Annotated in this window: 24 protein-coding genes; 17 read left to right on the plus strand and 7 right to left on the minus strand. The window is 64.3% G+C overall.

What is annotated here, in order from left to right; genetic code table 11:
* Nucleotides 1-163: 163 nt before the first annotated feature.
* The 13 genes from ACVIGB_RS35890 (at nucleotide 164) to phoB (ending at nucleotide 12,206) form a co-directional block, all read left to right on the plus strand.
* Entirely contained in the window at nucleotides 164-1,558 is a 1,395-nt protein-coding gene (locus tag ACVIGB_RS35890) for an OmpA family protein (protein ID WP_456719115.1), read from the plus strand.
* A 2-nt stretch (nucleotides 1,559-1,560) separates the two neighbouring features.
* Nucleotides 1,561-1,857 (plus strand): hypothetical protein, encoded by a 297-nt coding sequence (locus tag ACVIGB_RS35895; protein WP_456719114.1) that lies wholly within the window; start codon nucleotides 1,561-1,563, stop codon nucleotides 1,855-1,857.
* A 113-nt stretch (nucleotides 1,858-1,970) separates the two neighbouring features.
* On the plus strand, nucleotides 1,971-2,561 hold the full coding sequence (locus ACVIGB_RS35900) for a TetR family transcriptional regulator C-terminal domain-containing protein (RefSeq protein WP_456719113.1): 591 nt from the start codon (nucleotides 1,971-1,973) through the stop codon (nucleotides 2,559-2,561).
* Nucleotides 2,558-3,466, plus strand: coding sequence for a haloalkane dehalogenase (locus ACVIGB_RS35905; RefSeq protein WP_456719112.1), 909 nt, complete (start codon nucleotides 2,558-2,560; stop codon nucleotides 3,464-3,466). Before ACVIGB_RS35900 ends, ACVIGB_RS35905 begins: the two co-directional genes overlap by 4 nt.
* A 19-nt stretch (nucleotides 3,467-3,485) precedes the next feature.
* The gene (locus tag ACVIGB_RS35910) at nucleotides 3,486-3,713 is read left to right on the plus strand and encodes a SelT/SelW/SelH family protein (protein ID WP_456719111.1); all 228 of its coding nucleotides are present in this window, start codon (nucleotides 3,486-3,488) and stop codon (nucleotides 3,711-3,713) included.
* Between the two features lie 354 nt (nucleotides 3,714-4,067).
* Entirely contained in the window at nucleotides 4,068-5,123 is a 1,056-nt protein-coding gene (locus ACVIGB_RS35915) for a UPF0104 family protein (RefSeq protein ID WP_456719110.1), read from the plus strand.
* Between the two features lie 84 nt (nucleotides 5,124-5,207).
* Nucleotides 5,208-6,521: an ATP-binding protein gene (locus ACVIGB_RS35920; RefSeq protein WP_456719109.1), complete on the plus strand. Its 1,314-nt coding sequence runs from the start codon at nucleotides 5,208-5,210 to the stop codon at nucleotides 6,519-6,521.
* A 136-nt stretch (nucleotides 6,522-6,657) separates the two neighbouring features.
* Nucleotides 6,658-7,668: a phosphate ABC transporter substrate-binding protein PstS gene (pstS, locus tag ACVIGB_RS35925; protein ID WP_456719108.1), complete on the plus strand. Its 1,011-nt coding sequence runs from the start codon at nucleotides 6,658-6,660 to the stop codon at nucleotides 7,666-7,668.
* A gap of 228 nt (nucleotides 7,669-7,896) precedes the next feature.
* Entirely contained in the window at nucleotides 7,897-8,886 is a 990-nt protein-coding gene (gene pstC / locus ACVIGB_RS35930) for a phosphate ABC transporter permease subunit PstC (RefSeq protein ID WP_171947972.1), read from the plus strand.
* Nucleotides 8,887-8,890: 4 nt separating this feature from the next.
* Nucleotides 8,891-9,736 carry a phosphate ABC transporter permease PstA gene (pstA, locus tag ACVIGB_RS35935; RefSeq protein WP_092123044.1) on the plus strand — a complete coding sequence of 282 codons (846 nt, stop codon included), beginning with the start codon at nucleotides 8,891-8,893 and terminating at the stop codon, nucleotides 9,734-9,736.
* Nucleotides 9,733-10,551 (plus strand): phosphate ABC transporter ATP-binding protein PstB, encoded by an 819-nt coding sequence (pstB, locus tag ACVIGB_RS35940; RefSeq protein ID WP_029079896.1) that lies wholly within the window; start codon nucleotides 9,733-9,735, stop codon nucleotides 10,549-10,551. The genes pstA and pstB overlap by 4 nt, the downstream gene beginning before the upstream one ends.
* Nucleotides 10,552-10,648: 97 nt before the next feature.
* A complete protein-coding gene (gene phoU, locus ACVIGB_RS35945) occupies nucleotides 10,649-11,365 on the plus strand; it encodes a phosphate signaling complex protein PhoU (RefSeq protein WP_050403109.1) in 717 nt (238 codons plus the stop codon).
* Nucleotides 11,366-11,495: 130 nt separating this feature from the next.
* Entirely contained in the window at nucleotides 11,496-12,206 is a 711-nt protein-coding gene (gene phoB, locus ACVIGB_RS35950; RefSeq protein ID WP_016844067.1) for a phosphate regulon transcriptional regulator PhoB, read from the plus strand.
* A gap of 302 nt (nucleotides 12,207-12,508) precedes the next feature.
* Here the strand turns inward: phoB and ACVIGB_RS35955 are convergent, their stop codons facing one another.
* Nucleotides 12,509-13,021: a GcrA family cell cycle regulator gene (locus ACVIGB_RS35955; protein ID WP_092123046.1), complete on the minus strand. Its 513-nt coding sequence runs from the start codon at nucleotides 13,019-13,021 to the stop codon at nucleotides 12,509-12,511.
* 496 nt (nucleotides 13,022-13,517) lie between these two features.
* Between ACVIGB_RS35955 and ACVIGB_RS35960 the strand changes: the two genes are divergently transcribed.
* The 3 genes from ACVIGB_RS35960 to ACVIGB_RS35970 all read left to right on the plus strand — a co-directional run bounded on the left by ACVIGB_RS35960 (nucleotide 13,518) and on the right by ACVIGB_RS35970 (nucleotide 16,865).
* Nucleotides 13,518-14,723, plus strand: a complete 1,206-nt coding sequence (locus ACVIGB_RS35960; protein WP_171947973.1) for an aspartate aminotransferase family protein — start codon at nucleotides 13,518-13,520, stop codon at nucleotides 14,721-14,723.
* Nucleotides 14,723-15,649: an ornithine carbamoyltransferase gene (gene argF / locus ACVIGB_RS35965; protein ID WP_092123050.1), complete on the plus strand. Its 927-nt coding sequence runs from the start codon at nucleotides 14,723-14,725 to the stop codon at nucleotides 15,647-15,649. Before ACVIGB_RS35960 ends, argF begins: the two co-directional genes overlap by 1 nt.
* 214 nt (nucleotides 15,650-15,863) lie before the next feature.
* Nucleotides 15,864-16,865 carry an Hsp33 family molecular chaperone gene (locus ACVIGB_RS35970; protein WP_456719107.1) on the plus strand — a complete coding sequence of 334 codons (1,002 nt, stop codon included), beginning with the start codon at nucleotides 15,864-15,866 and terminating at the stop codon, nucleotides 16,863-16,865.
* 37 nt (nucleotides 16,866-16,902) lie between these two features.
* On the opposite strand, the gene ACVIGB_RS35975 is transcribed toward ACVIGB_RS35970, so the two are convergent.
* The 5 genes from ACVIGB_RS35975 to ACVIGB_RS35995 all read right to left on the minus strand — a co-directional run bounded on the left by ACVIGB_RS35975 (nucleotide 16,903) and on the right by ACVIGB_RS35995 (nucleotide 19,516).
* Nucleotides 16,903-17,136, minus strand: a complete 234-nt coding sequence (locus tag ACVIGB_RS35975) for a hypothetical protein (RefSeq protein ID WP_092123053.1) — start codon at nucleotides 17,134-17,136, stop codon at nucleotides 16,903-16,905.
* A gap of 21 nt (nucleotides 17,137-17,157) precedes the next feature.
* The gene (locus ACVIGB_RS35980) at nucleotides 17,158-17,529 is read right to left on the minus strand and encodes a signal transduction histidine kinase (protein WP_092123054.1); all 372 of its coding nucleotides are present in this window, start codon (nucleotides 17,527-17,529) and stop codon (nucleotides 17,158-17,160) included.
* Nucleotides 17,530-17,556: 27 nt separating this feature from the next.
* Nucleotides 17,557-18,051 (minus strand): hypothetical protein, encoded by a 495-nt coding sequence (locus ACVIGB_RS35985; RefSeq protein WP_092123056.1) that lies wholly within the window; start codon nucleotides 18,049-18,051, stop codon nucleotides 17,557-17,559.
* Between the two features lie 318 nt (nucleotides 18,052-18,369).
* Nucleotides 18,370-18,570 carry a hypothetical protein gene (locus ACVIGB_RS35990; RefSeq protein WP_210189257.1) on the minus strand — a complete coding sequence of 67 codons (201 nt, stop codon included), beginning with the start codon at nucleotides 18,568-18,570 and terminating at the stop codon, nucleotides 18,370-18,372.
* A gap of 166 nt (nucleotides 18,571-18,736) precedes the next feature.
* Nucleotides 18,737-19,516 carry a sensor histidine kinase gene (locus ACVIGB_RS35995; RefSeq protein WP_456724991.1) on the minus strand — a complete coding sequence of 260 codons (780 nt, stop codon included), beginning with the start codon at nucleotides 19,514-19,516 and terminating at the stop codon, nucleotides 18,737-18,739.
* A 304-nt stretch (nucleotides 19,517-19,820) separates the two neighbouring features.
* Here ACVIGB_RS35995 and ACVIGB_RS36000 point away from each other — a divergent pair, with 304 nt between their 5' ends.
* Nucleotides 19,821-20,081 (plus strand): DUF1488 family protein, encoded by a 261-nt coding sequence (locus ACVIGB_RS36000; RefSeq protein ID WP_092123059.1) that lies wholly within the window; start codon nucleotides 19,821-19,823, stop codon nucleotides 20,079-20,081.
* 323 nt (nucleotides 20,082-20,404) lie between these two features.
* Here ACVIGB_RS36000 and ACVIGB_RS36005 read toward each other — a convergent pair whose 3' ends face one another.
* Entirely contained in the window at nucleotides 20,405-20,728 is a 324-nt protein-coding gene (locus tag ACVIGB_RS36005) for a hypothetical protein (protein WP_092123061.1), read from the minus strand.
* Between the last annotated feature and the right edge of the window lie 160 nt (nucleotides 20,729-20,888).

The following is a 20,888-nucleotide window of genomic DNA, read 5'->3' on the forward strand; positions in this document are numbered from 1 at the left end:
CACGGGCTGGCCGATTTGCATTCCGCCGCAAACTTAGCGAAAGAGCACTGAAGAAACTGTTATCCCGATCCAATATGGCGCCCCCGCCATGGCCTTTGATTTGGGGTTTGACAGTCAGCCAAGGGTTTGTTTTCTCTCTGGTTCCAGACCCGCAGGACGCTGAATGCACGGACTTTTCAAGTGGAGTAGCAAGTGGTGGCCGGGGGTGATTCCACTGGTCGTCCTGTGGGGCATCGCGGCCTGGACCTCAACGGGAACGGTCGAAGCCGACCTTGCTGCACGCTCCAATGCCGCACTCAAGGACACCGTGCTCGACAAGCGCCGCATCAGCGTCGACGGCCGCGACGTGACCTTTGCGGCCAATGCCTTCTCCGAGGACGGCCGGCTCAGCGCAGTGGCGTCGGTCGAGGCCATGCCTGGCGTGCGGCTGGTCAACGACGAGACCCGCCTCGTTCCCGAAGCCAAGCCCTTTGTGTGGTCCGCCGAACGCGACGTGGTGCGGGTCACGCTTGGCGGCAATGCGCCGCTGCCGTCGAGCAAGAGCAAGCTGACCGAGGCCGCGAAGGCCAGTCTCGGCGGTGTCGAGGTGGTGGATCAGATGGCGCTCGCCCGTGGCGCGCCGTCGCGGTTCGACCCTGCGGCGCTGTTGCTGCTCGACCAGATCGGCAAATTGAAGGAAGGCAAGATCACGCTGACCGACACCAAGGTTGCTCTTGCCGGCATGGCGCGCGAGCTCGGCGGACGCGAAGCGGTCGCGGCGGCGCTGAAGAATCTGCCGGAAGGCTATTCGATCGCCGCCAACGACATCAAGGCGCCGCCTTACGTGTTTCAGGCCTACAAGGATCCGGTCGCGGTGACGCTGACGCTGACCGGCTACGTGCCCGACAACAACGTGCATGCCGCGCTGGTCGCCGCCGCCGGCCGCAAGTTCTTCAGCGAAAAGGTCGTCGACAATCTCAAGGCCAGCATCGGCGCGCCCTCAGGCTTTGCGGCGGCGGTGGTGCCCGCGCTCGGCGCGCTGTCGCGGCTGTCGACCGGTACGCTCGTGGTGTCGGACCGTGAGGTGAAGCTGTCGGGCGATGCGCTCTACGATGCCGCGGCCGGCCAGATCCGCGACGGGCTCGGCAAGGATTTCCCGCAGGGCTGGCAGTACAAGGCCGAGGTCACGGTCAAGCCGGCGGCGGCGCCGGTCGATCCCACCGTGTGCCAGCAGCTGTTTTCCGAGATCCTCTCCAAGGGCAGGATCCGCTTCGAGTCCGGCAAGGCCGACATCGTCCCTGACTCCGCCGGTCTGCTCGACCGCCTGATCGAGACCGCGATGCGCTGTCCCAATGCGACGATCGAAGTCGCCGGCCATACCGACAGCGACGGTGAGGAGGCGGCCAATCAGGCCTTGTCGGAGCGCCGCGCGCAGGCCGTGGTCGATTACCTCGTGCGTGCCGGACTGCCTGCCAACCGTTTCACGCCGATCGGCTACGGCAGCACGCAGCCGCTCGCGGGCAACGAGAGTGAAGATGGCAAGGCGCAGAACCGCCGCATCGAATTCGTGGTGAAGTAGCGATGACCGTGCTTGCTACATTCTTCTGGGGTTGGCTGCTCGGCGCCGCGCTGCTCGGCTTCGGCATGGGCTGGATCGCGGTGGTGCATCGGGCGCAGGGCGTCTCGAAGATGTGGATGCGCTGGCTCGCGCTGCTCGCCGCCGCGCTGGTGGCGGCGTCGTTTACGCGGGTCGTGCCCGGCCGTTTCGGCTACTGGCTGGATCTCTTCCTGGTCATGTTCGCACTCTATCTCGTCGGCTGCGCGATCGGCTCCTGGCTGCGCGACTGGGTGGTTTCGCGCAGCAGGCCCGCGAACTGACCCCCAAACCCTTGACCCAACAGGATTGAGCGGCGCCGCCGAGCGCAGGGCGAGCCGCATGCATGCATTTTGCCGCTTGACACTAATACGTACGTACGTATTAAATCACGCCCATGCCAAAACCCTCTCTCCGCGATGCCATCCTCGACGCCGGCCTGAAGGAAATGTTCCGGACCGGCTATCACGGCACCAGCGTGCGCGACGTCACCACGGCCGCCGGCGCGCCGCAGGGTTCGTTCACCAACCATTTCCGGTCGAAGGAGCTGTTCGCGTCGGAAGTGCTCGATCGCTACTTCCTCTATGTGCGCGGCCTCATCGCGGAAGCGCTCGGCGACACGACGCTGCCGCCGCGCGACAGGCTCCGGCGCTATCTCGATCTCATCACCGGCAAGCTGGCGCATGACGGCTTCACCCGCGGCTGCCTGATCGGCGATTTCAGCCTCGAGGCGTCGGGCTCGAGCGAGATGCTGCGCGAGCAGCTCGACGAGATCTTCCGGGAATGGCGCGCGCCGTTTGCGGCCTGCATCGCCGAAGCCCAGACCAGGCGCGAGATCGCGTCCGACTTCGATCCCGATGCGCTTGCCGATTTCCTGCTCGCATCCTGGCAGGGCGCGATGTTGCGCATGAAGGTCGAGCGCAGCGCGGCCGCGCTCGAGCGTTTCAAGACGATCGCCTTCCAAACCGTGTTCAAGGAGTTGCCATGACCATGTCTGCCGATATCAGTCTGCATCATCGCCCGGTGTTCGGGACCACGATGGCCTATCGCGAGCTTGGGCGCAGCGACGCACCGCACGTGCTGTTCCTGCACGGTAATCCGACGTCATCCTATATCTGGCGCAACATCATGCCGCTGGTGGCGCCGGTCGGGCACTGCATCGCACCCGACCTGATCGGCTACGGCCAGTCCGGCAAACCCGAGATCGCCTACCGCTTCTTCGACCATGCGGACTATCTCGATGCGCTGATCGACGAGCTTGGCATCAGCTCGGCGTATCTGGTCGCCCAGGATTGGGGCACGGCGCTCGCGTTCCATCTCGCGGCGCGCCGCCCGCAACTCGTGCGTGGGCTGGCCTTCATGGAGTTCATCCGCCCGATGCGGGATTGGTCCGACTTCCACCAGCACGAGGCCGCCCGGGAGACGTTCCGGAAATTCCGCACGCCGGGAGTGGGCGAGGCGATGGTCCTCGACAACAATGCGTTCGTCGAACGCGTGCTGCCCGGCTCGATCCTGCGCACGCTCAGCGAGGAGGAGATGGAAGCTTACCGTGCGCCGTTTGCGACGCGCGAGAGCCGCAAGCCGACCTTGATGCTGCCGCGCGAGCTGCCGATCGCGGGCGAGCCTGATGATGTCGATCAGGCGCTCACCACGGCGCACGCGGCGCTCGCGGCATCGACCTATCCGAAGCTGCTGTTTGCGGGGTCTCCCGGGGCGTTGGTGTCGTCGGCCTTCGCCGCGGATTTCGCGGCGAGGCTGCAGCATTGCGCGGTCATTCAGCTCGGCGCGGGCGCGCATTATCTGCAGGAAGATCATCCGGAGGCGATCGGCCGCTCGGTTGCAGGGTGGATCGCCGGCATCGAAGCCGTGAACGCGCAACATCTCGCAGCATGAGTGGATGGGAGAGCACGCCATGACCGACCTCTCGATCATTTATTGCCGTCCGTGCGGCTACGAGAAGCGCGCCAGGGAGGCCGCCGCGCTGCTGCGCGAACGCCTCAAACTCGATGCGGAGCTGGTGCCGGGCAAGGGTGGCGTCTTCGAGGTCAAGCTTGACGGCAAAGTGATCGCCCGCCGCGTCAAGGGGCATTTCCCCGATGCTGCCGAAATCGTCACCGCAGTGGCTGCGGCACAGGCATAAAAATTGACGCAGGCTTGCCTCATCGCCGTTGCATGACCATTGCGGCGGCGATTTTCGCTGCGCGGGCGCCGCGGCGTCTCCCTCGCTTCCCGTAGTTTCCCGGATGGCCTTGCGCACCGTTCGCCGGGCTAACTGCCGCACGTCGATGTCAGGTCTTGTCGAAGATGGCGAGAAACGCGCATATTTGTGCACCCGCTGTCATGAATCATCCCTAATATCTTGAAGATGCGCGTTTTATTGTCGTTTGACGAATTCCACTCCGGCTTAAAACGCGCTACAGGGGTCGGGGCACAGCGAAGCGTCGGCGGGGTTCGCCCGGGAGCCGCCGTCGCGGGATCGCAATTCGAGGTCTAGATGCTGGAAGCAATACGCAGGGCGATGGCGTTTCTGCGCCAGAAGCAAATCCTGCATCGGCTGGGTGTTGTCATCAGCATCGCCGTCATCGGCATCGCCTGCTACGTCCTGTATCATATGCTGCGCGGCATCGACACCAATGAGGTGCTCGAGGCCATCAAGAGCACCGAGCCGCGACAAATCGCGCTGGCGGGGCTGTTCGTCGCAGCCGGCTACTTCACGCTGACCTTCTACGATCTGTTCGCGGTGCGCGCGATCGGCCACGCCCACGTGCCCTATCGCGTCAATGCCCTCGCGGCATTCACCTCCTATTCGATCGGCCACAATGTCGGCGCCAGCGTCTTCACTGGTGGCGCGGTACGCTACCGGATCTATTCGGCCTGGGGATTGAACGCGATCGACGTCGCCAAGATCTGCTTTCTCGCCGGCCTGACCTTCTGGCTCGGCAATGCCGCCGTGCTCGGGCTCGGCATCGCCTACCATCCGGAAGCCGCAGCCAACATCGACCAGCTGCCGCCCTGGCTCAATCGCGCGCTGGCGTTCGGCATCATCATGGCGCTGGTCGCCTATGTGGTCTGGGTCTGGACCCAGCCGCGGGTGGTCGGCCGCGGTCCCTGGACGGTGACCCTGCCGGGCGGCCCGCTAACGCTGCTGCAGATCGCGATCGGCATCGTCGACCTCGGCTTCTGCGCGTTGGCGATGTACGTGCTGGTGCCGGACGAGCCCAATCTCGGCTTCGTCGTGGTCGCCGTCATCTTCGTGTCGGCGACTCTGCTCGGCTTCGCCAGCCACTCCCCCGGCGGGCTCGGGGTGTTCGACGCCGCCATGCTGGTCGGCCTCTGGCAGATGGACCGCGAGGACCTGCTCGGCGGTATGCTGTTGTTCCGGCTGCTCTACTATATTGCGCCGTTCGTCATATCTGTAATCTTGCTGACGTTTCGGGAGGTTATCGTCGGCGCCCGACTCAAGCGGCTGCCGCAGACTGATTCGGGTCCCCGCGCTGAGCCGCACCATGAGGCGGTTCTGGTCCGCAAGCGTGGTGATTCCGGGGTCTGATGACGCGGCCCGATGCCTCCCGAGGGAAGGTCGATTTGACCGCGCCTGGGCGAGACATGAACCGACGGGAAGAAAGCCGCCGCGATGGCCATTGACGATACGCCGCATTCGATTTTCTCGCCTTGGCCCGACCGCTTGCGCCATTCCGCGCTCATCCTGCTTGCCGCTGCACTGGCGCTGAGCGTCGTGGTCGCGCTCGGCGAGTTGTCGCTGGTGCGCGCCTGCGTGGTGTTCGTCTGCATCGCGGCTGCGGCGCTGGTGCCATGGCGGCTGCATGATGCCGGCACCTCGCGCGAGGATGTCCGCCACGGCAATCCGGTCGAGGCCGCAGCCGTCAGCGCCGTCGTCGCCGGCATGCCGGACCCGGCCGTGCTACTCGATCGCGCCGGCCGCGTCATCCATCTCAACACCGCCGCGGCCCAGCTTGCGCCGGCGCTGCGCAAGAACGAGCTGGCGCAATTTGCCCTGCGTTCGCCGGAGATTATCACTGCGTTGCGCGAGGCGATCGCGACCACCGAGCCGCGCCGCGCCACCTACTCCGATCACGTTCCGGTCGATCGCTGGATGGAGCTGGTGATCACGCCGGTGCCGGTGCCGACCCAGTTCGGCGGCACCGAGAAATGCATGCTGATGACGTTCCACGATCTGACGCCGCTGCGCCGGGTCGAGGAGATGCGCGCCGATTTCGTCGCCAATGCGAGCCATGAGCTGCGCACGCCGCTCGCGGCGCTGTCCGGCTTCATCGACACGCTGCAGGGGCCGGCGCGCGAGGACGCGCGGGCGCGCGAGCGCTTCCTCGGCATCATGCACACCCAGGCCACCCGCATGGCGCGGCTGATCGACGACCTGCTGTCGCTGTCGCGGGTCGAGCTGTCGGCCCATGTGCGGCCCGAGGCCTCGATCGATATCGTGCCGATCATCCGCCAGGTGGCCGACGGGCTTGAGGCGCTGGCCAGCGAGCGCCAGGTCGAGATCGACGTCGACCTGCCACCGACCCCGGTCACGATCGCCGGCGACCGCGAGGAACTGCTCCGCCTGTTCGAGAACCTGATCGAGAACGCCCTCAAATACGGCGCCTCGGGCGGCCGCGTCATAGTGTCGCTCAATCAGACCGTTTCGGGCGCATCGGGCGAGGGGAGCCCCGAAATCCGTGTCATGGTACGGGATTTCGGCCCCGGCATCGCCCCGGAGCACCTGCCGCGGCTGACCGAGCGCTTCTATCGCGTGGACGTCGGCGACAGTCGTAACCAGGGCGGAACCGGCCTCGGATTATCGCTGGTGAAACATATTCTTAACCGTCATCGCGGGCGTCTTCTGATCGAGAGCGTGCCGAAGAATGGCGCGACTTTTACCGCCTGTTTTCCCCGGCCGAAGACCCCGTTACCGACCCAAAGCTAAGCGTTTTCAGTCGCTTAGTACTGTCATCCAACTGTCATCCAACCTTCGTAAAAGCGGCACCGACCGCTCCTAGATGGACCGGTGTGAGCGCGATCGGGCGCAATTGGCGCTTCGCTCACAAGATGGAGACCACCCCATGAATTTCATCAAAGCAATCGTCGCTGCCGGCATGGTCGCCGCTTCGACGTCGGCCTTCGCTGCCGATATTACCGGCGCGGGCGCGACGTTTCCGTTCCCGATCTATTCGAAGTGGGCTGACGCCTACAAGAAGGACACCGGCAATGGCCTGAACTATCAGTCGATCGGTTCCGGCGCCGGCATCAAGCAAATCCAGGCCAAGACCGTGACCTTCGGCGCCACCGACGCGCCGCTCAAGGCCGAGCAGCTCGAGAAGGACGGCCTCGTCCAGTGGCCGATGGTGATGGGCGCGATCGTTCCGGTCGTGAACGTCGAAGGCATCAAGCCGGGCGATCTCGTGCTCTCCGGCGAAGTGCTCGGCGACATCTATCTCGGCAAGATCACCAAGTGGAATGACGCGGCGATCGCGAAGCTCAATCCGAAGCTGACCCTGCCGGCGGACGCGATCACCGTCGTGCGCCGTTCGGACGGTTCAGGCACCACCTTCAACTTCACCGACTACCTCTCCAAGTCGAACGCCGACTGGAAGTCCAAGGTCGGTTCCGGCACCGCGGTCGAATGGCCGGTCGGCGTCGGCGCCAAGGGCAACGAAGGCGTCGCCGGCAACATCGGCCAGACCAAGAACGCTATCGGCTATGTCGAATACGCATATGCCAAGCAGAACAAGCTGACCTACACCGCGCTGGTCAACAAGGCCGGCAAGACCGTGCAGCCGACCGTCGCCGCCTTCCAGGCCGCTGCGTCGAACGCCGACTGGTCCAAGGCTCCCGGCTACTATGTGATCCTGACCGACCAACCGGGCGAAGCCTCCTGGCCGATCACCGCGGCGACCTTCATCCTGATGCACAAGGATTCGACCGACAAGGCGGCCTCGCAGGAAGCGCTCAAGTTCTTCAAGTACGCCTTCGAGAAGGGTGGCAAGGCGGCCGAAGAGCTCGACTACATCCCGATGCCGGAATCGGTCGTCAAGCTGATCGAGAAGACCTGGTCCTCGGACATCAAGAGCTAAGTCCGACGCTTCGAACACAGCCTGTGCCGCCTCCCAAGGGCGGCACAGGTCAAGCGACCAAGATCCGGGCTCCATCACCGCGGCAAGAAACGCGGGGCGGGGCTCGGGTTCGCGCCTCGGGAGGCGGAACCGGAACGACGCCCGGCCAAATGCGTCAGTGAAGATCGCTTCGGGGCGTAGCGGTTTGCGTAGCTTTCACATAGTAATGAGGGGATTGGCGTGGCAGACATGGCTGTTCAGAGCGATGTGATGGAAGCCGCGGGACCTTACGATCGCGCCAAGGCCCTCAGCGCCTTCAAGCTCGGTGATCTCACCTTCTATTGGATTACCCGCATCTCGGCGATCTCGGTCCTGTTGATCCTCGGCGGCATCATCCTGTCGCTGATCGCCGGCGCTTGGCCGGCGATGAAGGAATACGGCTTCGCCTTCCTCTGGACGCAGCGCTGGGCGCCCTCGGCCGATCCGCCGGTGCTCGGCGCGCTCGGCCCGATCTACGGCACCCTGATCACCTCGGTCATCGCGATGACGATCGCCATTCCGGTCGGCATCGGCATCGCCATCTTCCTCACCGAACTCTGCCCGCAAATGCTGCGCCGCCCGATCGGCATCGCCATCGAGCTGCTCGCCGGCATCCCCTCGATCATCTACGGCATGTGGGGCTTCTTCGTGCTGGGCCCGTTCCTGGCCAACACGTTCCAGCCCTTCATGATCAGGATATTCGAGGGCGTCCCGGTGCTGGGTGCGGTGTTTGCAGGTCCGCCGTCCTATCTCAGCCTGTTCAACGCCGCGCTGATCCTCGCCATCATGGTGCTGCCCTTCATCACCGCGATCTCGGTCGACGTGTTCAAGACCGTGCCGCCGGTGCTGAAAGAGGCCGCCTACGGCATGGGCTGCACCACCTGGGAAGTCGTCCGCAGCGTCGTGATCCCCTACACCCGGGTCGGCGTGATCGGCGGCATCATGCTGGCGCTCGGCCGCGCGCTCGGCGAGACCATGGCGGTGACCTTCATCATCGGCAACTCGTTCCGCATCTCGTCGTCGATCTTCGCGCCGGGCACCACGATCTCGGCGGCGATCGCCTCCGAATTCGCCGAGAGCGACGGCCTGCACCAGTCCGGCCTGATCCTGCTCGGCCTCCTGCTGTTCGTGCTGACCTTCTTCGTGCTCGCCGGCGCGCGGCTGATGCTGATGCGGCTTGAAACGAAAGCGGGGAAATAGGGCCATGAACCCGATCTACAAATCCCGCCGCCGCAGCGACATCGTCATTCGCGCACTCTGTGTCGGCGCGGCGCTGTTCGGCGTCACCTGGCTGGCGCTGATCCTGTTCACGCTGGTCTATAACGGCCTTGCAGGCCTCAGCGTGCAGCTGTTCACCCAGAACACGCCGCCACCGGGCTCGACCGAAGGCGGCCTGCTCAACGCCATCGTCGGCTCGGTCATCATGACGGTGATCGGCGTCGGCATCGGCGCGCCGCTCGGCCTGTTCGCCGGCACCTACCTCGCCGAGTACGGCAAGCACGACAAGCTCACCTCGGTGATCCGCTTCATCAACGACATCCTGCTCAGCGCACCTTCGATCATCATCGGCCTGTTCATCTATGGCGCGGTGGTGGTGCCGATGCGCGGCTTCTCGGCGATCGCAGGCAGTCTCGCGCTCGCCGTGATCGTGATCCCGGTCGTGCTGCGCACCACCGAGGACATGCTGCTGCTGGTGCCCAATCCGCTGCGCGAGGCGGCCTCCGCGCTCGGCCTGCCGCGTTCGCTGGTGATCAAGCGGATCGCTTATCGTGCTGCGCGGTCGGGTCTGATCACCGGCGTGCTGCTGGCGACCGCCCGTGTCGCCGGCGAGACCGCGCCGCTGCTGTTCACCGCGCTGTCGAACCAGTTCTTCAGCCTGGACCTGACCAAGACGATGGCCAACCTGCCGGTGACCATCAACAACTTCGTGCAGAGCCCCTACGCCTACTGGAAAGAGCTGGCGTGGAGCGGTGCGCTGCTCATCACCTTCACTGTGCTCGCGCTGAATATCGGCGCGCGCATCCTTGGTGCCGAAAGGGCCGCAAAATGACCGAGCTTTCCGTCTCCACGACCGTCGCGAGCCACGTTCCCCAGGTGCCGCTGCCGGAAGCGCCGCCGAAAGTCACGGTGCGCAACCTCAACTTCTATTACGGCGAGCACCACGCGCTGAAGAACATCAACCTGACGCTCGGCACCAACCGCGTCACGGCGTTCATCGGCCCGTCGGGCTGCGGCAAGTCGACCCTGCTGCGCATCTTCAACCGGATGTATGATCTCTATCCGGGCCAGCGCGCGGTCGGCCAGCTGATGCTGGACCAGACCAACATTCTCGATCCCAAGCTCGACCTCAATCTGCTCCGCGCGCGGGTCGGCATGGTGTTCCAGAAGCCGACGCCGTTCCCGATGACGATCTACGAGAACATCGCCTTCGGCATCCGCCTCTACGAGAAGATCTCGAAGTCCGAGATGGACGACCGGGTCGAGAAGGCGCTGCGCGGCGGCGCGCTGTGGAACGAGGTCAAGGATAAGCTGAACGCCTCCGGCCTGTCGCTCTCCGGCGGCCAGCAGCAGCGCCTGTGCATCGCGCGCACCGTGGCGGTGCGGCCCGAGGTGATCCTGTTCGACGAGCCGTGCTCGGCGCTCGATCCGATCTCGACCGCCAAGGTCGAGGAGCTGATCCAGGAACTCTCCGAGGACTATACGATCGCGATCGTCACCCACAACATGCAGCAGGCGGCGCGCGTCTCCGACAAGACCGCCTTCATGTATCTCGGTGAGCTGATCGAGTTCGACGACACCAACAAGATATTCACCTCGCCGAGCGATCGACGCACCCAGGACTACATCACCGGCCGGTTCGGCTAGCGCATGATCCGCAAAAGTGGGCACCGGTTTTTCGATCGGATCGTGCGAAACTGAGGACACCAAATCATGATCCCCGGGATCATGAGGGAGACAAGCGATGGCTTCTGAACATACCGCCAAGGCATTCGACAGCGACCTGCAGGAGTTGACCCGCCTGGTCGCCGAGATGGGCGGCCTCGTCGAGCGGATGATCACCGAGTCGGTCGACGCGCTGATCCGTCGCGACGTCGCGCTCGGCAAGCGCGTGGTCGCCGCCGACATCGAGATCGACAATCTGCAGCGCGTCATCGAAGAGCGCGCGGTGCTGACGATCGCCCGCCGCCAGCCGATGGCGATTGACCTGCGCGAAATCGTCAGCGCGATGCGCGTGGCCACCGACCTCGAGCGGATCGGCGACCTCGCCAAGAACATGGGCAAGCGCGTCGCGGCGCTGGAAAGCGATTTCCAGCCGCTAAAGCTGATCCGCGGCCTTGAGCACATGACCGACCTCGTGCTGTCGCAGGTCAAGTCGGTGCTCGACGCCTATGCCGCGCACGATCTGCCGGCGGCGATGAACGTCTGGAAGGGCGACGAGGAGGTCGATGCGATCTGCACCTCGCTGTTCCGCGAGCTGCTGACCTACATGATGGAGGATCCGCGCAACATCTCGTTCTGCATCCATCTGATGTTCTGCGCCAAGAACATCGAGCGGATCGGCGATCATGCCACCAATATCGCCGAGACCGTGTTCTATATGATCGAGGGCCAGCAGATCACCGACAAGCGCCCGAAGGGCGACATGACCAACTTTGCCACCACGGTGCCGGGTACCTAGGACATGATCCGCAGGCGCGGAGCCGGATTGTCTTCACGACAAGTCGCTTCCGCGGGGATTATGCTCAGGAAAGTAAGCGTTTCGGTTTGCGTCTGGGCAACGGATCATCACAGAGAGAGAACTTAAACCGATGAGCGCACGCATTCTGGTAGTCGAAGACGAGGAAGCGCTGACGACACTGTTGCGCTACAACCTCGATGCGGAAGGCTACGATGTCGAAACGGTCGGGCGCGGCGACGATGCCGACACCCGCCTGAAGGAGCGCGTTCCCGACCTCGTGGTACTGGACTGGATGCTGCCGGGCCTGTCCGGCATCGAGCTGTGCCGGCGCCTGCGGGCGCGGCCCGAGACCAAGCAGCTTCCGATCATCATGCTGACCGCGCGCGGCGAGGAGAGCGAGCGCGTGCGCGGGCTTGCCACCGGCGCCGACGACTACATCGTCAAGCCGTTCTCGGTGCCCGAATTGCTGGCACGGGTGAAGGGCCTGCTGCGCCGCGCGAGCCCGGAGCGGCTTGCGACCGTGCTGACCTATGGCGACATCGAGCTCGACCGCGAGAAGCGCCGCGTGGCGCGCTCGGGACGTCCGATCGATCTCGGTCCGACCGAGTATCGGCTGCTCGAATTCTTCCTCGAGCATCCCGGCCGCGTGTTCAGCCGCGAGCAACTGCTCGACAGCGTCTGGGGCCGCGACATCTATATCGATGAGCGGACCGTCGACGTGCATATCGGCCGCCTGCGCAAGCTGCTCAATCCGGGCCGCGAGCAGGATCCGATCCGCACCGTGCGCGGCGCCGGCTATGCGCTCGACGACCGCTTCGCGAAGGCCGAGCCACAGCCGTAAGGCCGTGCAGTAGTCATAGGCCGCAACACGCCGTCGTCCCGGCCTAGTGCGCAATTGCGCACGGGAGCCGGGACCCATACGCCGCGGCCGTCGCAATGGGCAAGCGGCCAGACGACTTTCTAACAACACCCATTCGTGGTTATGGGTCCCGGGTTTCGCCGGGACGACGCCGGTTTGTAGTGCGTTCTCCGCTTCAAGCACCGCCCCGGATTTCGCTTCGCTCCATCCGGGCTACGATCACACAAAAAAATCCCCGCTTTCGCGGGGATTTGTTTTTGCAGTCCAGGCTGGTTTCCCGAGTGCTACTTGATCTGTGGCTTCGCCGACGGCCGGCGGCGATCGTTGGCGGGCTGGTAGGCGACGCGTGAGTGATGCGCGCAATAGGGCAGGCCGGCGAGCGCCTTGCCGCCGCAGAAGAAGAATTCCGGGCTCGAGGGATCTCCGACCGGCCAGTGGCAGGTGGCCTCGTTGAGTTCGAGCAGCGACAGCCGCTGGCTCATCGGCACCACGTTGTCGAAGGAGATCGGATCGGGCTCCATCTCGACCTCGAAGGCGTGCGCAAGCGCGGTGTTGCCGCGCGAGACCGGGCGCGCCACCCGCATCATGTGCTGGGCTGGGCGGGCCTTGCGCTGCCGCGGCGCGGCCGTTGAGGGGGCCTTGGCGCGGCCGGAGAGGCCGAGCCGATGCACTTTGCCGATCACGGCGTTTCGCGTCACATTGCCAAGTTCCGCCGCGATCTGGCTGGCCGAGAGGCCGGATTCCCAGAGCTTCTTCAGCTGCTCGACGCGATCGTCGGACCAGGTCAATACAGTCATCGCATTCTTCCTTTCGCATGGCGCCGGCCAGTCATCGGAGCGGCGCTGCGAGCCAATCTGGACAAATATCCCTGCGGCCAGAATCCCTTAGCCCTCGCCGGGCACGGTGTTGCGCCCGAACGTTTACACGAGACACGAAGGCTACTTAGAGGGTCCAGTACTGCCGCACGAGATGTCGTACCCGACAGGCCAAACGCTACAATATGGCGTGACTCTGGCGCAAGAGTCCGCGGCCGTGCGTCCACATGTTCCCACAAAGTTAAGCATTGCTATGAGGCTTTTCCACCGCACGGGAATGCTCCGGATTGCGCCGGTTTCGCATTGCAGGAAGGCCGGCAAAGGCCGGCTCCTGGCGATTGACACTTACCGGCCGCCGCATAGAATGACCCGCACGTGCCGCCCGCAAAGGCGGCCGTTTTGTTTTCCGAAGCTGGCGGTTGCTGCGTAGGCGTCAAGGCGCGCGGCGATTGACGGCTTCAAACCGGCAGTGAACGCCATGACCAACGCCTCGTCGCATCTGCTCCCCGTCTTCGCCCGGGTCGATCTCGGCTTCGAGCGCGGCGAGGGCGCCTGGCTGATCGCAACCAATGGCGACCGCTATCTCGATTTCACCTCGGGCGTCGCGGTGAACGCGCTCGGGCATGCGCACCCGCATCTGGTCAAGGCGCTGCAGGAGCAGGCGACCAAGCTCTGGCACATGTCGAACCTGTTCAAGAGCCCGGACGGCGAGGTGCTTGCCGCGCGGCTGTGCGAGCAGAGCTTTGCCGACTTCGTGTTCTTCTGCAATTCCGGCGCGGAAGCGATGGAGGGCGTGATCAAGCTGGTCCGCCACCACCACTTCTCCAAGGGCCATCCCGAACGCTACCGGATCATCACCTTCGAAGGCGCCTTCCATGGCCGCACGCTGGGCACGCTGGCTGCGACCGGCTCGGCGAAATACCTCGAGGGCTTCGGCCCGCCGATGGACGGCTTCGACCAGGTGCCGCACGGCGACATCGAGGCGGTGAAGAAGGCGATCGGCCCGCACACCGCCGGCATCCTGATCGAGCCGGTGCAGGGCGAGGGCGGCGTGCGTTCGGCGCCGCAGGCGTTCTTCAAGGCGCTGCGCGCGCTGTGTGACGAGCATGGCCTGCTGCTCGCCTTCGACGAGGTGCAGACCGGCATGGGCCGCACCGGCGAGCTGTTCGCCTACAGGCGCACCGGCGTCACGCCGGACGTGATGTCGCTGGCGAAAGCGCTCGGCGGCGGATTCCCGATCGGCGCGGTGCTGGCGACCGCGCAGGCTGCGGCCGGCATGGCGCCGGGCTCGCACGGCTCGACCTTCGGCGGCAATCCGCTCGCGGTCGCCGCCGCCAATGCCGTGCTCGACGTCATGCTCAAGCCCGGCTTCTTCGAGCACGTGCAGAAGATGTCGCTGCTGCTCAAGCAGAAGCTCGCTTCCGTGGTCGACCGCTATCCCGGCGTGCTGTCGGAAGTGCGCGGCGAGGGCCTGTTGATCGGCGTCAAGGCGGTGGTGCCGTCGGGCGATCTGATCGCCGCGCTGCGCAACGAGAAGCTGCTCACCGTCGGCGCCGGCGACAATGTGGTGCGGTTCCTGGCGCCCCTGATCGTGACCGAGGCCGAGATCGACCAGTCGATCACTGCGCTCGAGCGCGCCTGCTCTGTGCTATCGGCGCCGCAGCCGAAGAAGGCGGCTGGATAATGAGCAAGCCGGTCCGTCACTTCCTCGATATCAACGAGCTGCCGCTCGCCGAGTTGCGCAACATGCTCGAAGCCGGAGCCGCCATGAAGGCGAAGCTGAAGGCGCATGAGAAGGGCAGGAAGCCGCTCGAAGGCAAGACGCTGGCGATGATCTTCGAACGCCCGTCGACCCGCACAAGGGTGTCGTTCGACGTCGGCATGCGCCAGCTCGGCGGTGAATCCATCATGCTGACCGGCGCCGAGATGCAGCTCGGCCGCGGCGAGACCATCGCCGACACCGCGCGCGTGCTGTCACGCTATGTCGACGCGATCATGATCCGCATCCTCAACCATGACGCGCTGCTCGAGCTCGCCGCTCACGCCACCGTGCCCGTCATCAACGGCCTGACCCGGCGTTCGCATCCCTGCCAGGTGATGGCCGACCTCATGACCTATGAGGAAAACCGCGGCTCGATCGAGGGCAAGACGGTGGCCTGGACCGGCGACGACAACAACGTGCTGGCCTCCTGGGCGCACGCCGCCGAGCGCTTCAAGTTCAATCTCAACATCGCCACGCCGCCCGAGCTCTCGCCGAAGAAGCCGATGCGGGACTGGATCAAGGCCACCGGTGCGCCGATCATGCTCGGCACCGATCCGGAAGCCGCCGTGCGCGGCGCCGACTGCGTCGTCACCGACACCTGGGTGTCGATGGGCGACAAGGAGGGCGAGCACCGCCACAACGTGCTGAAGCCCTATCAGGTCAATGCCAAGCTGATGTCGCTCGCCAAGCCGGACGCGCTGTTCATGCACTGCCTGCCCGCGCATCGCGGCGAGGAGGTCACCGACGAGGTGATCGACGGCCCGCAATCCGTGGTGTTCGACGAGGCGGAAAACCGCCTGCACGCGCAGAAGGGCATCCTGGCCTGGTGTTTCGACACGGTCGCGTAGTCGACGACATCAATGCCGTCGTCCCTGCCTTGTGCGCAATTGCGCACTGGAGCAAGGACCCAGACGCCGCGGCCTGAGAAAAAGGCACATGGGCAGACGCCTTGTGCCGCGACAAAATCCTGTGGTTATGGGTCCCTGCTTTCGCAGGGACGACGTCGATTCCCGGTATGCTGAACCCCTTTATTTCATGGTCCGAGACCCCAGATAGAGCGCCATGGTTTCACAATCCCCCGACATCAAAATCCAGGCCGAGACGCCCATTCGCGCGCCCTCGGCGGTTCCTGTCGACGATGCCGTGCTGGCCTTCGAGGTCGGCGCGCTGGACTTGCGCGGCCGGCTGACCCGGCTCGGCCCCGCGCTCGACGAGATCCTGCACAAGCACGATTATCCGCCCGCGGTCGGCAAGCTGCTCGGTGAGGCCATCGTGCTCACCACGCTGCTCGGCTCCTCCGTCAAGTTCGAGGGCCGCTTCATCCTGCAGACCCGGACCGACGGTCCGGTCTCGCTCCTGATCGTCGATTTCCAGGCGCCCGACCGGCTGCGTGCCTATGCGCGCTACGATGTGGCGCGCCTCAAGGACGGGCAGAGCTCGGGTGAGCTGCTCGGCAAGGGCCACCTTGCGATGACCATCGATCAGGGCGCGAACACCAGCCGCTACCAGGGCCTGGTCGCGCTCGACGGCGGCGGCCTGGAAGAGGCGGCCCATGAATATTTCCTGCGCTCGGAGCAGATTCCGACGCGGGTGCGGCTCGCAGTCGGCGAGGAGATGCGCGGCGGCGAAGGCGGCAAGCTGCACTGGCGCGCCGGCGGCATCCTGCTGCAATTCCTGCCCAAGGCCCCCGAACGCGCCAAGCAGGCCGATCTGCATCCCGGCGATGCGCCGGAGGGCACGGCCACGCACAGCGTGCCGGATGACGACGCCTGGGTCGAGGGGCAGTCGCTGATCTCTACCGTCGAGGATGTCGAACTGATCGATCCCGATCTCTCCGGCGAGCGGCTGTTGTACCGCCTGTTCCACGAACGCGGCGTGCGCGTCTTCAACCCGCAAACGCTGTGCGCGCAGTGCTCCTGCTCGCGCGATGCGGTGTCGTCGATGCTGAAGAGCTTTGCGCCGAACGATCGCGCCGAGATGGTCAAGGACGGCAAGGTGGTCGTGACTTGCGAGTTCTGCTCGTCGGTCTACGAATTCACGCCGCAGGAAGCCGGCGTCGAGTAGGCGGAAAACTGCCCACGGGGCTCGGTAATCAGGCCTGTCAGCTCAGCAAGGTGCGGGTCTTGCCGGCGGCGTCGTAGATTTCGATCTGAAGCATCGGATAAGCCGCCTTCAGTTGTCGGCCAGACGTTTCAGCAGCCTCGGCGGTGTCGAACTCCGACTTGAAGTGTTTGTCGACAATGATCACGAAGCCTTCGGTAGGAGGCCGGTCGGCGCGCAGCGGCTTCTTCAGCTCTGGTTCGTCAATGGAGAGTAGGGATTTCTTCGTCGTCATGGGAATCCTCCTGGATCGATCTCAACTCAGCCGGTGAAACGCGGGCGGCAGGGTCTCGCGCACGAGCCCGCTCAGATTCAAGGTCTCCCCGCTGTCGGTGATATCCGAGAACAGTACCTCGACATAGGGATGCTGGCGGTTGAACGCAGCACCGCGTTGGTATTTCGCACTGACGATCCGCTCGATCGCCGCCAGGTTCAGCCTGCCGAGTGCGTTGTATTGATCGCGGAACAGGCTTTGATGTCCGCCGCGGTGCTCGACAGACTCGGCCCAGACGTCCATCACCTTGCGGCCGATGAATGCCTCGATCCGTTCATTTCCATCACGGGCGACAAGTCGCAGCCCGTCCATGCTGTGCTGTCCGTCATCGACGTCAAATTGGGTAAGTGACATGGTGAATCTCCTGTTGTCGTAGTTGGCTCACATCGGCAGTCCATCGGGGACTGCACCTCCTTCATTGTCCCATCGCGACAAAGCCGCAGCGCCCGATCTCGCGTCCTGACGCGCCTCCAGAACCTTGTCGCGACCGGCATCATCCTTGTGCTTGTGCAGGAAGCGCGCGATCTGCCCGCGGAGCGCGGACGTCTCCAACAGTTTTCCGACCGATCCGGCGGTGTCGAAGATTTCCCGCTGCAGCGCCTTCGGCAGGACGTTCCATTGCATGATGATGGCCGCGCCGAGACACCGCAGGACGTACTCCTCTTCGGCGGCAAGGGCGACGCCACGAGAGCGGTCGTGCTCCGCAACGTTTATTGCGTTGTCGAAATTGTCCGCCAATCCCTGCTCGTTATCCGCGAGCGAAGCGAGGCGGTCTTGCCGCTCTTGAAGCTTGCGGCTTTCGCCCTGACTGCCCGAACGCTTGATCAGTTCGCCGTATGCGGCTGCCTTGGCGCGGTACTGTTGAGATTTGAACATGGCGGGCCCTTTCCTTGGAGGTCTCCGCGCATTCCGACCAATCTCGATGGCTGGAGGACTGACTTGTATATGGGAGGCAAAGGGTCGAATAACGAGCACCGAGGCCACAAATCACCGGGCACAAGCCAATCGGATGGCGCGCGTGAATATCTGCACCGCGACAACGTTCACCGCGGTCGCCAGTTCCTGAAGCACAGTTGGAAGCAATGTCGAAGCCGTCGCTTGGTGAGAGGCGACCGGAGGCCAGGCCCCGGTGGCATCGGAAGAATGGCGGCCTCAGCCGGCCCCGTACCGGGGCTTCCTCCGCAAGATCGGCAGTCAGCTCGGCGTTCGCAGGCCGGGCGATGTCAGCCAATCATTGATGTGCGAGGCGGTTTCGACCAGCCGGGCCTTGCGAAGCATCGCGTCGCGCTGAAGGCCGGGCAGGAATGGCTTCGCAGCATCTCCTATCCTCACGGCTTCCAGCGCCGGCAGATCATGAGGCGGCGGTTCAGGCTGGCTGTGTTGAGCAATCGGCATAAAGCTCTCCTGGTTACGGGCGGGAGCTTGCAGCACTCTCAGTCGCCGGTATCGGCCGGCGGCGGAGCAGTGATGACCGCAGTAGATACCCCTTACGCCCGGTAGTCGACTCAATTCGCAATCGGGGGGAGCATATCCAGACTTCGGCGTGCGTTCGGGACGTCGGCTATGCGGTTGGCGAAGTAAGAGAAGCCAATGGTGCGTCGAATGTGTACACGAAACCGGTCGGCTCATAGCTTAGCTGCACGTCGCCGCGCAGCTGCCTGCCGAGCGTTTCGATCAACCGTGTCCCGAAACTGCGCCGTTCCGGAGGGTGGACTGCCGGACCGTTCTTCTCGGTCCATGTCAGATGCAAGCGCTGTGTTGGTTGATCCAGCGTCCAACTGATGTCGATCCGCCCCTGCGGGGCGGACAGGGCGCCGAACTTCGTGGTGTTCGTGCAGAGCTCGTTGAGCGTCATTGCGATGGCGATGACGGCGCCTGACGTCATGCGAATACTGGGTCCCGAAATCGAGAATTTCGGCTCATCCGGGTTGTTGAAGGCTTCGGTGGCGCCGCGGACGACGGTGCCGAGATCCGCGCTGCTCCATCTTGCCTGCAGCAGGACATCGTGCGCCCGCCCGAGCGCCAGCAACCGGCCCTCGATGGCGTGCTGCGCATGTTCGACCCCTGCCAGGTTGCGCAGGCTCTGGGAGACAATGGCACCGACGGTTGCGATCGTGTTCTTGATGCGGTGGTGCAGCTCCTCGAGGATCATCCTCTGCAGCTTGTCGGCCGCTTCGCGCTCCTTGGCGTCAATGCCGGCTGCGGTCAGCAAACTCTGGGCATCGATCGCGGCCTGCGCGAGCAGAAGTCGAAGGCTGACATTCTCTTCCGCCACAAGGTCCTGCTGCGGTGCCAAGCTGCTTGCAGCACCCGGGTCTGTGCGGAGGTCGGCTGGAGACATCGCCGACCGTATCATCATAAGCTGGCCTTTCGGCGAATGTTTTCTGCGCAATCGGGCGAATCTGGACGTATCCGGCACGAAAAACGCGAGCGATTGCCCCGATACGTGCCGAGTGGGCTTGTCATTCGACAGCGGAGTAGCCAGCTAATCAGCAGCGCAACTGTATTGTTACAGCATCCCCCTTGCGGAAGCGCGACGCCTTAGCTGCCAAATCTTGTAACCGATCGACCAGACGTCACGTCGCTTCAATGCGCGCGTTACGGGTCGCGACAAGCTGTGGCAACAAACCTGATAGGCCTTACCCATGATTGAATTTCCAAATCATAGTCGTTCATACGACCAAACGCGGCGCGCCGTGCGGTTTTGGGGATATGACAGTGCTATTGAGGCATCGTTCTTCGTCACCGAAGGCGCATTGAAGCGACTTCAATCGGATGCCTACCTCGACGAGCCGGGCCTTCTGCACGCCTTCGATGCCAACCGCGATCGGATATGTGCCGCTGCGGCCAGGGTCTATGTTCGCGGAAGCAGGGGGTCTTACGATCTGGTCGCCGCGAATTTCTGAAACCGGCGGCTTCGATGGTCACGCGCGACATTTTGGCAGATTAAGCGCGTTAGTCGCACACCACCCTTGCAAGCGATCAAAAGGAGGATGTCATGGATACGAGCTTCCTGCAGACTTTCCTGGCGTGCGGAGCAATCTTCGTGCTCTCGTTCGTTGCGATCGGGGCTTTCTGGCTCCTGGAGCGCATGCGAGGCGCCGGTGCCCCTCACTTGTGAAGGTGGGGCAGGCGGCCGGTAGACCCAGGTCCGCGCGTTCGAGATGCCGCGTCTCCAAAAGAAAGGCCGCGGATTGCTCCGCGGCCGTTCTGACGCCGATGCGTTTCCTCAGTAGCGGTCGGTCCCGATTCCGACACTCACGCCCGGAGCGCGGAACCCGATGCCGCCACGCTCCTCATAGCCACGGCGCTCGATGTAGCGCTCACGAGGTGCGTATCCGTATGAATCATCGGGCTCACGGACGATGACGCGGCGTTCGCCTCGTGCGCGCCAGCAACGGCCGGCTTCATCGCAAACCATGCGAACGTTCTGGATGTTGCTCTCCGGCCCCACCGACGCGCCGAGTGAAAGCGGTGCGGCGAAAGCCGTGCTTGTGGCAGTCATGACAAGGGCACTTGCGCCGGCTGCCAAATAGATCGCGAGATTCTTCATATGATTTCTCCAAAAAGTGCTTGTGTCAGGGAGCCAAGAGTCTTGCGAGCCATTGGTTCCTGGCGCCGGCCGGTCGATTGCAGTGATCGCGTGGCGGCCGTGCCGCCCCAATGCGCAATGGCACGTTGAAATGATGAGGAACTGAGGCCGGCCGTGCGCG

It is taken from the genome of Bradyrhizobium sp. USDA 4341 (assembly GCF_054063755.1).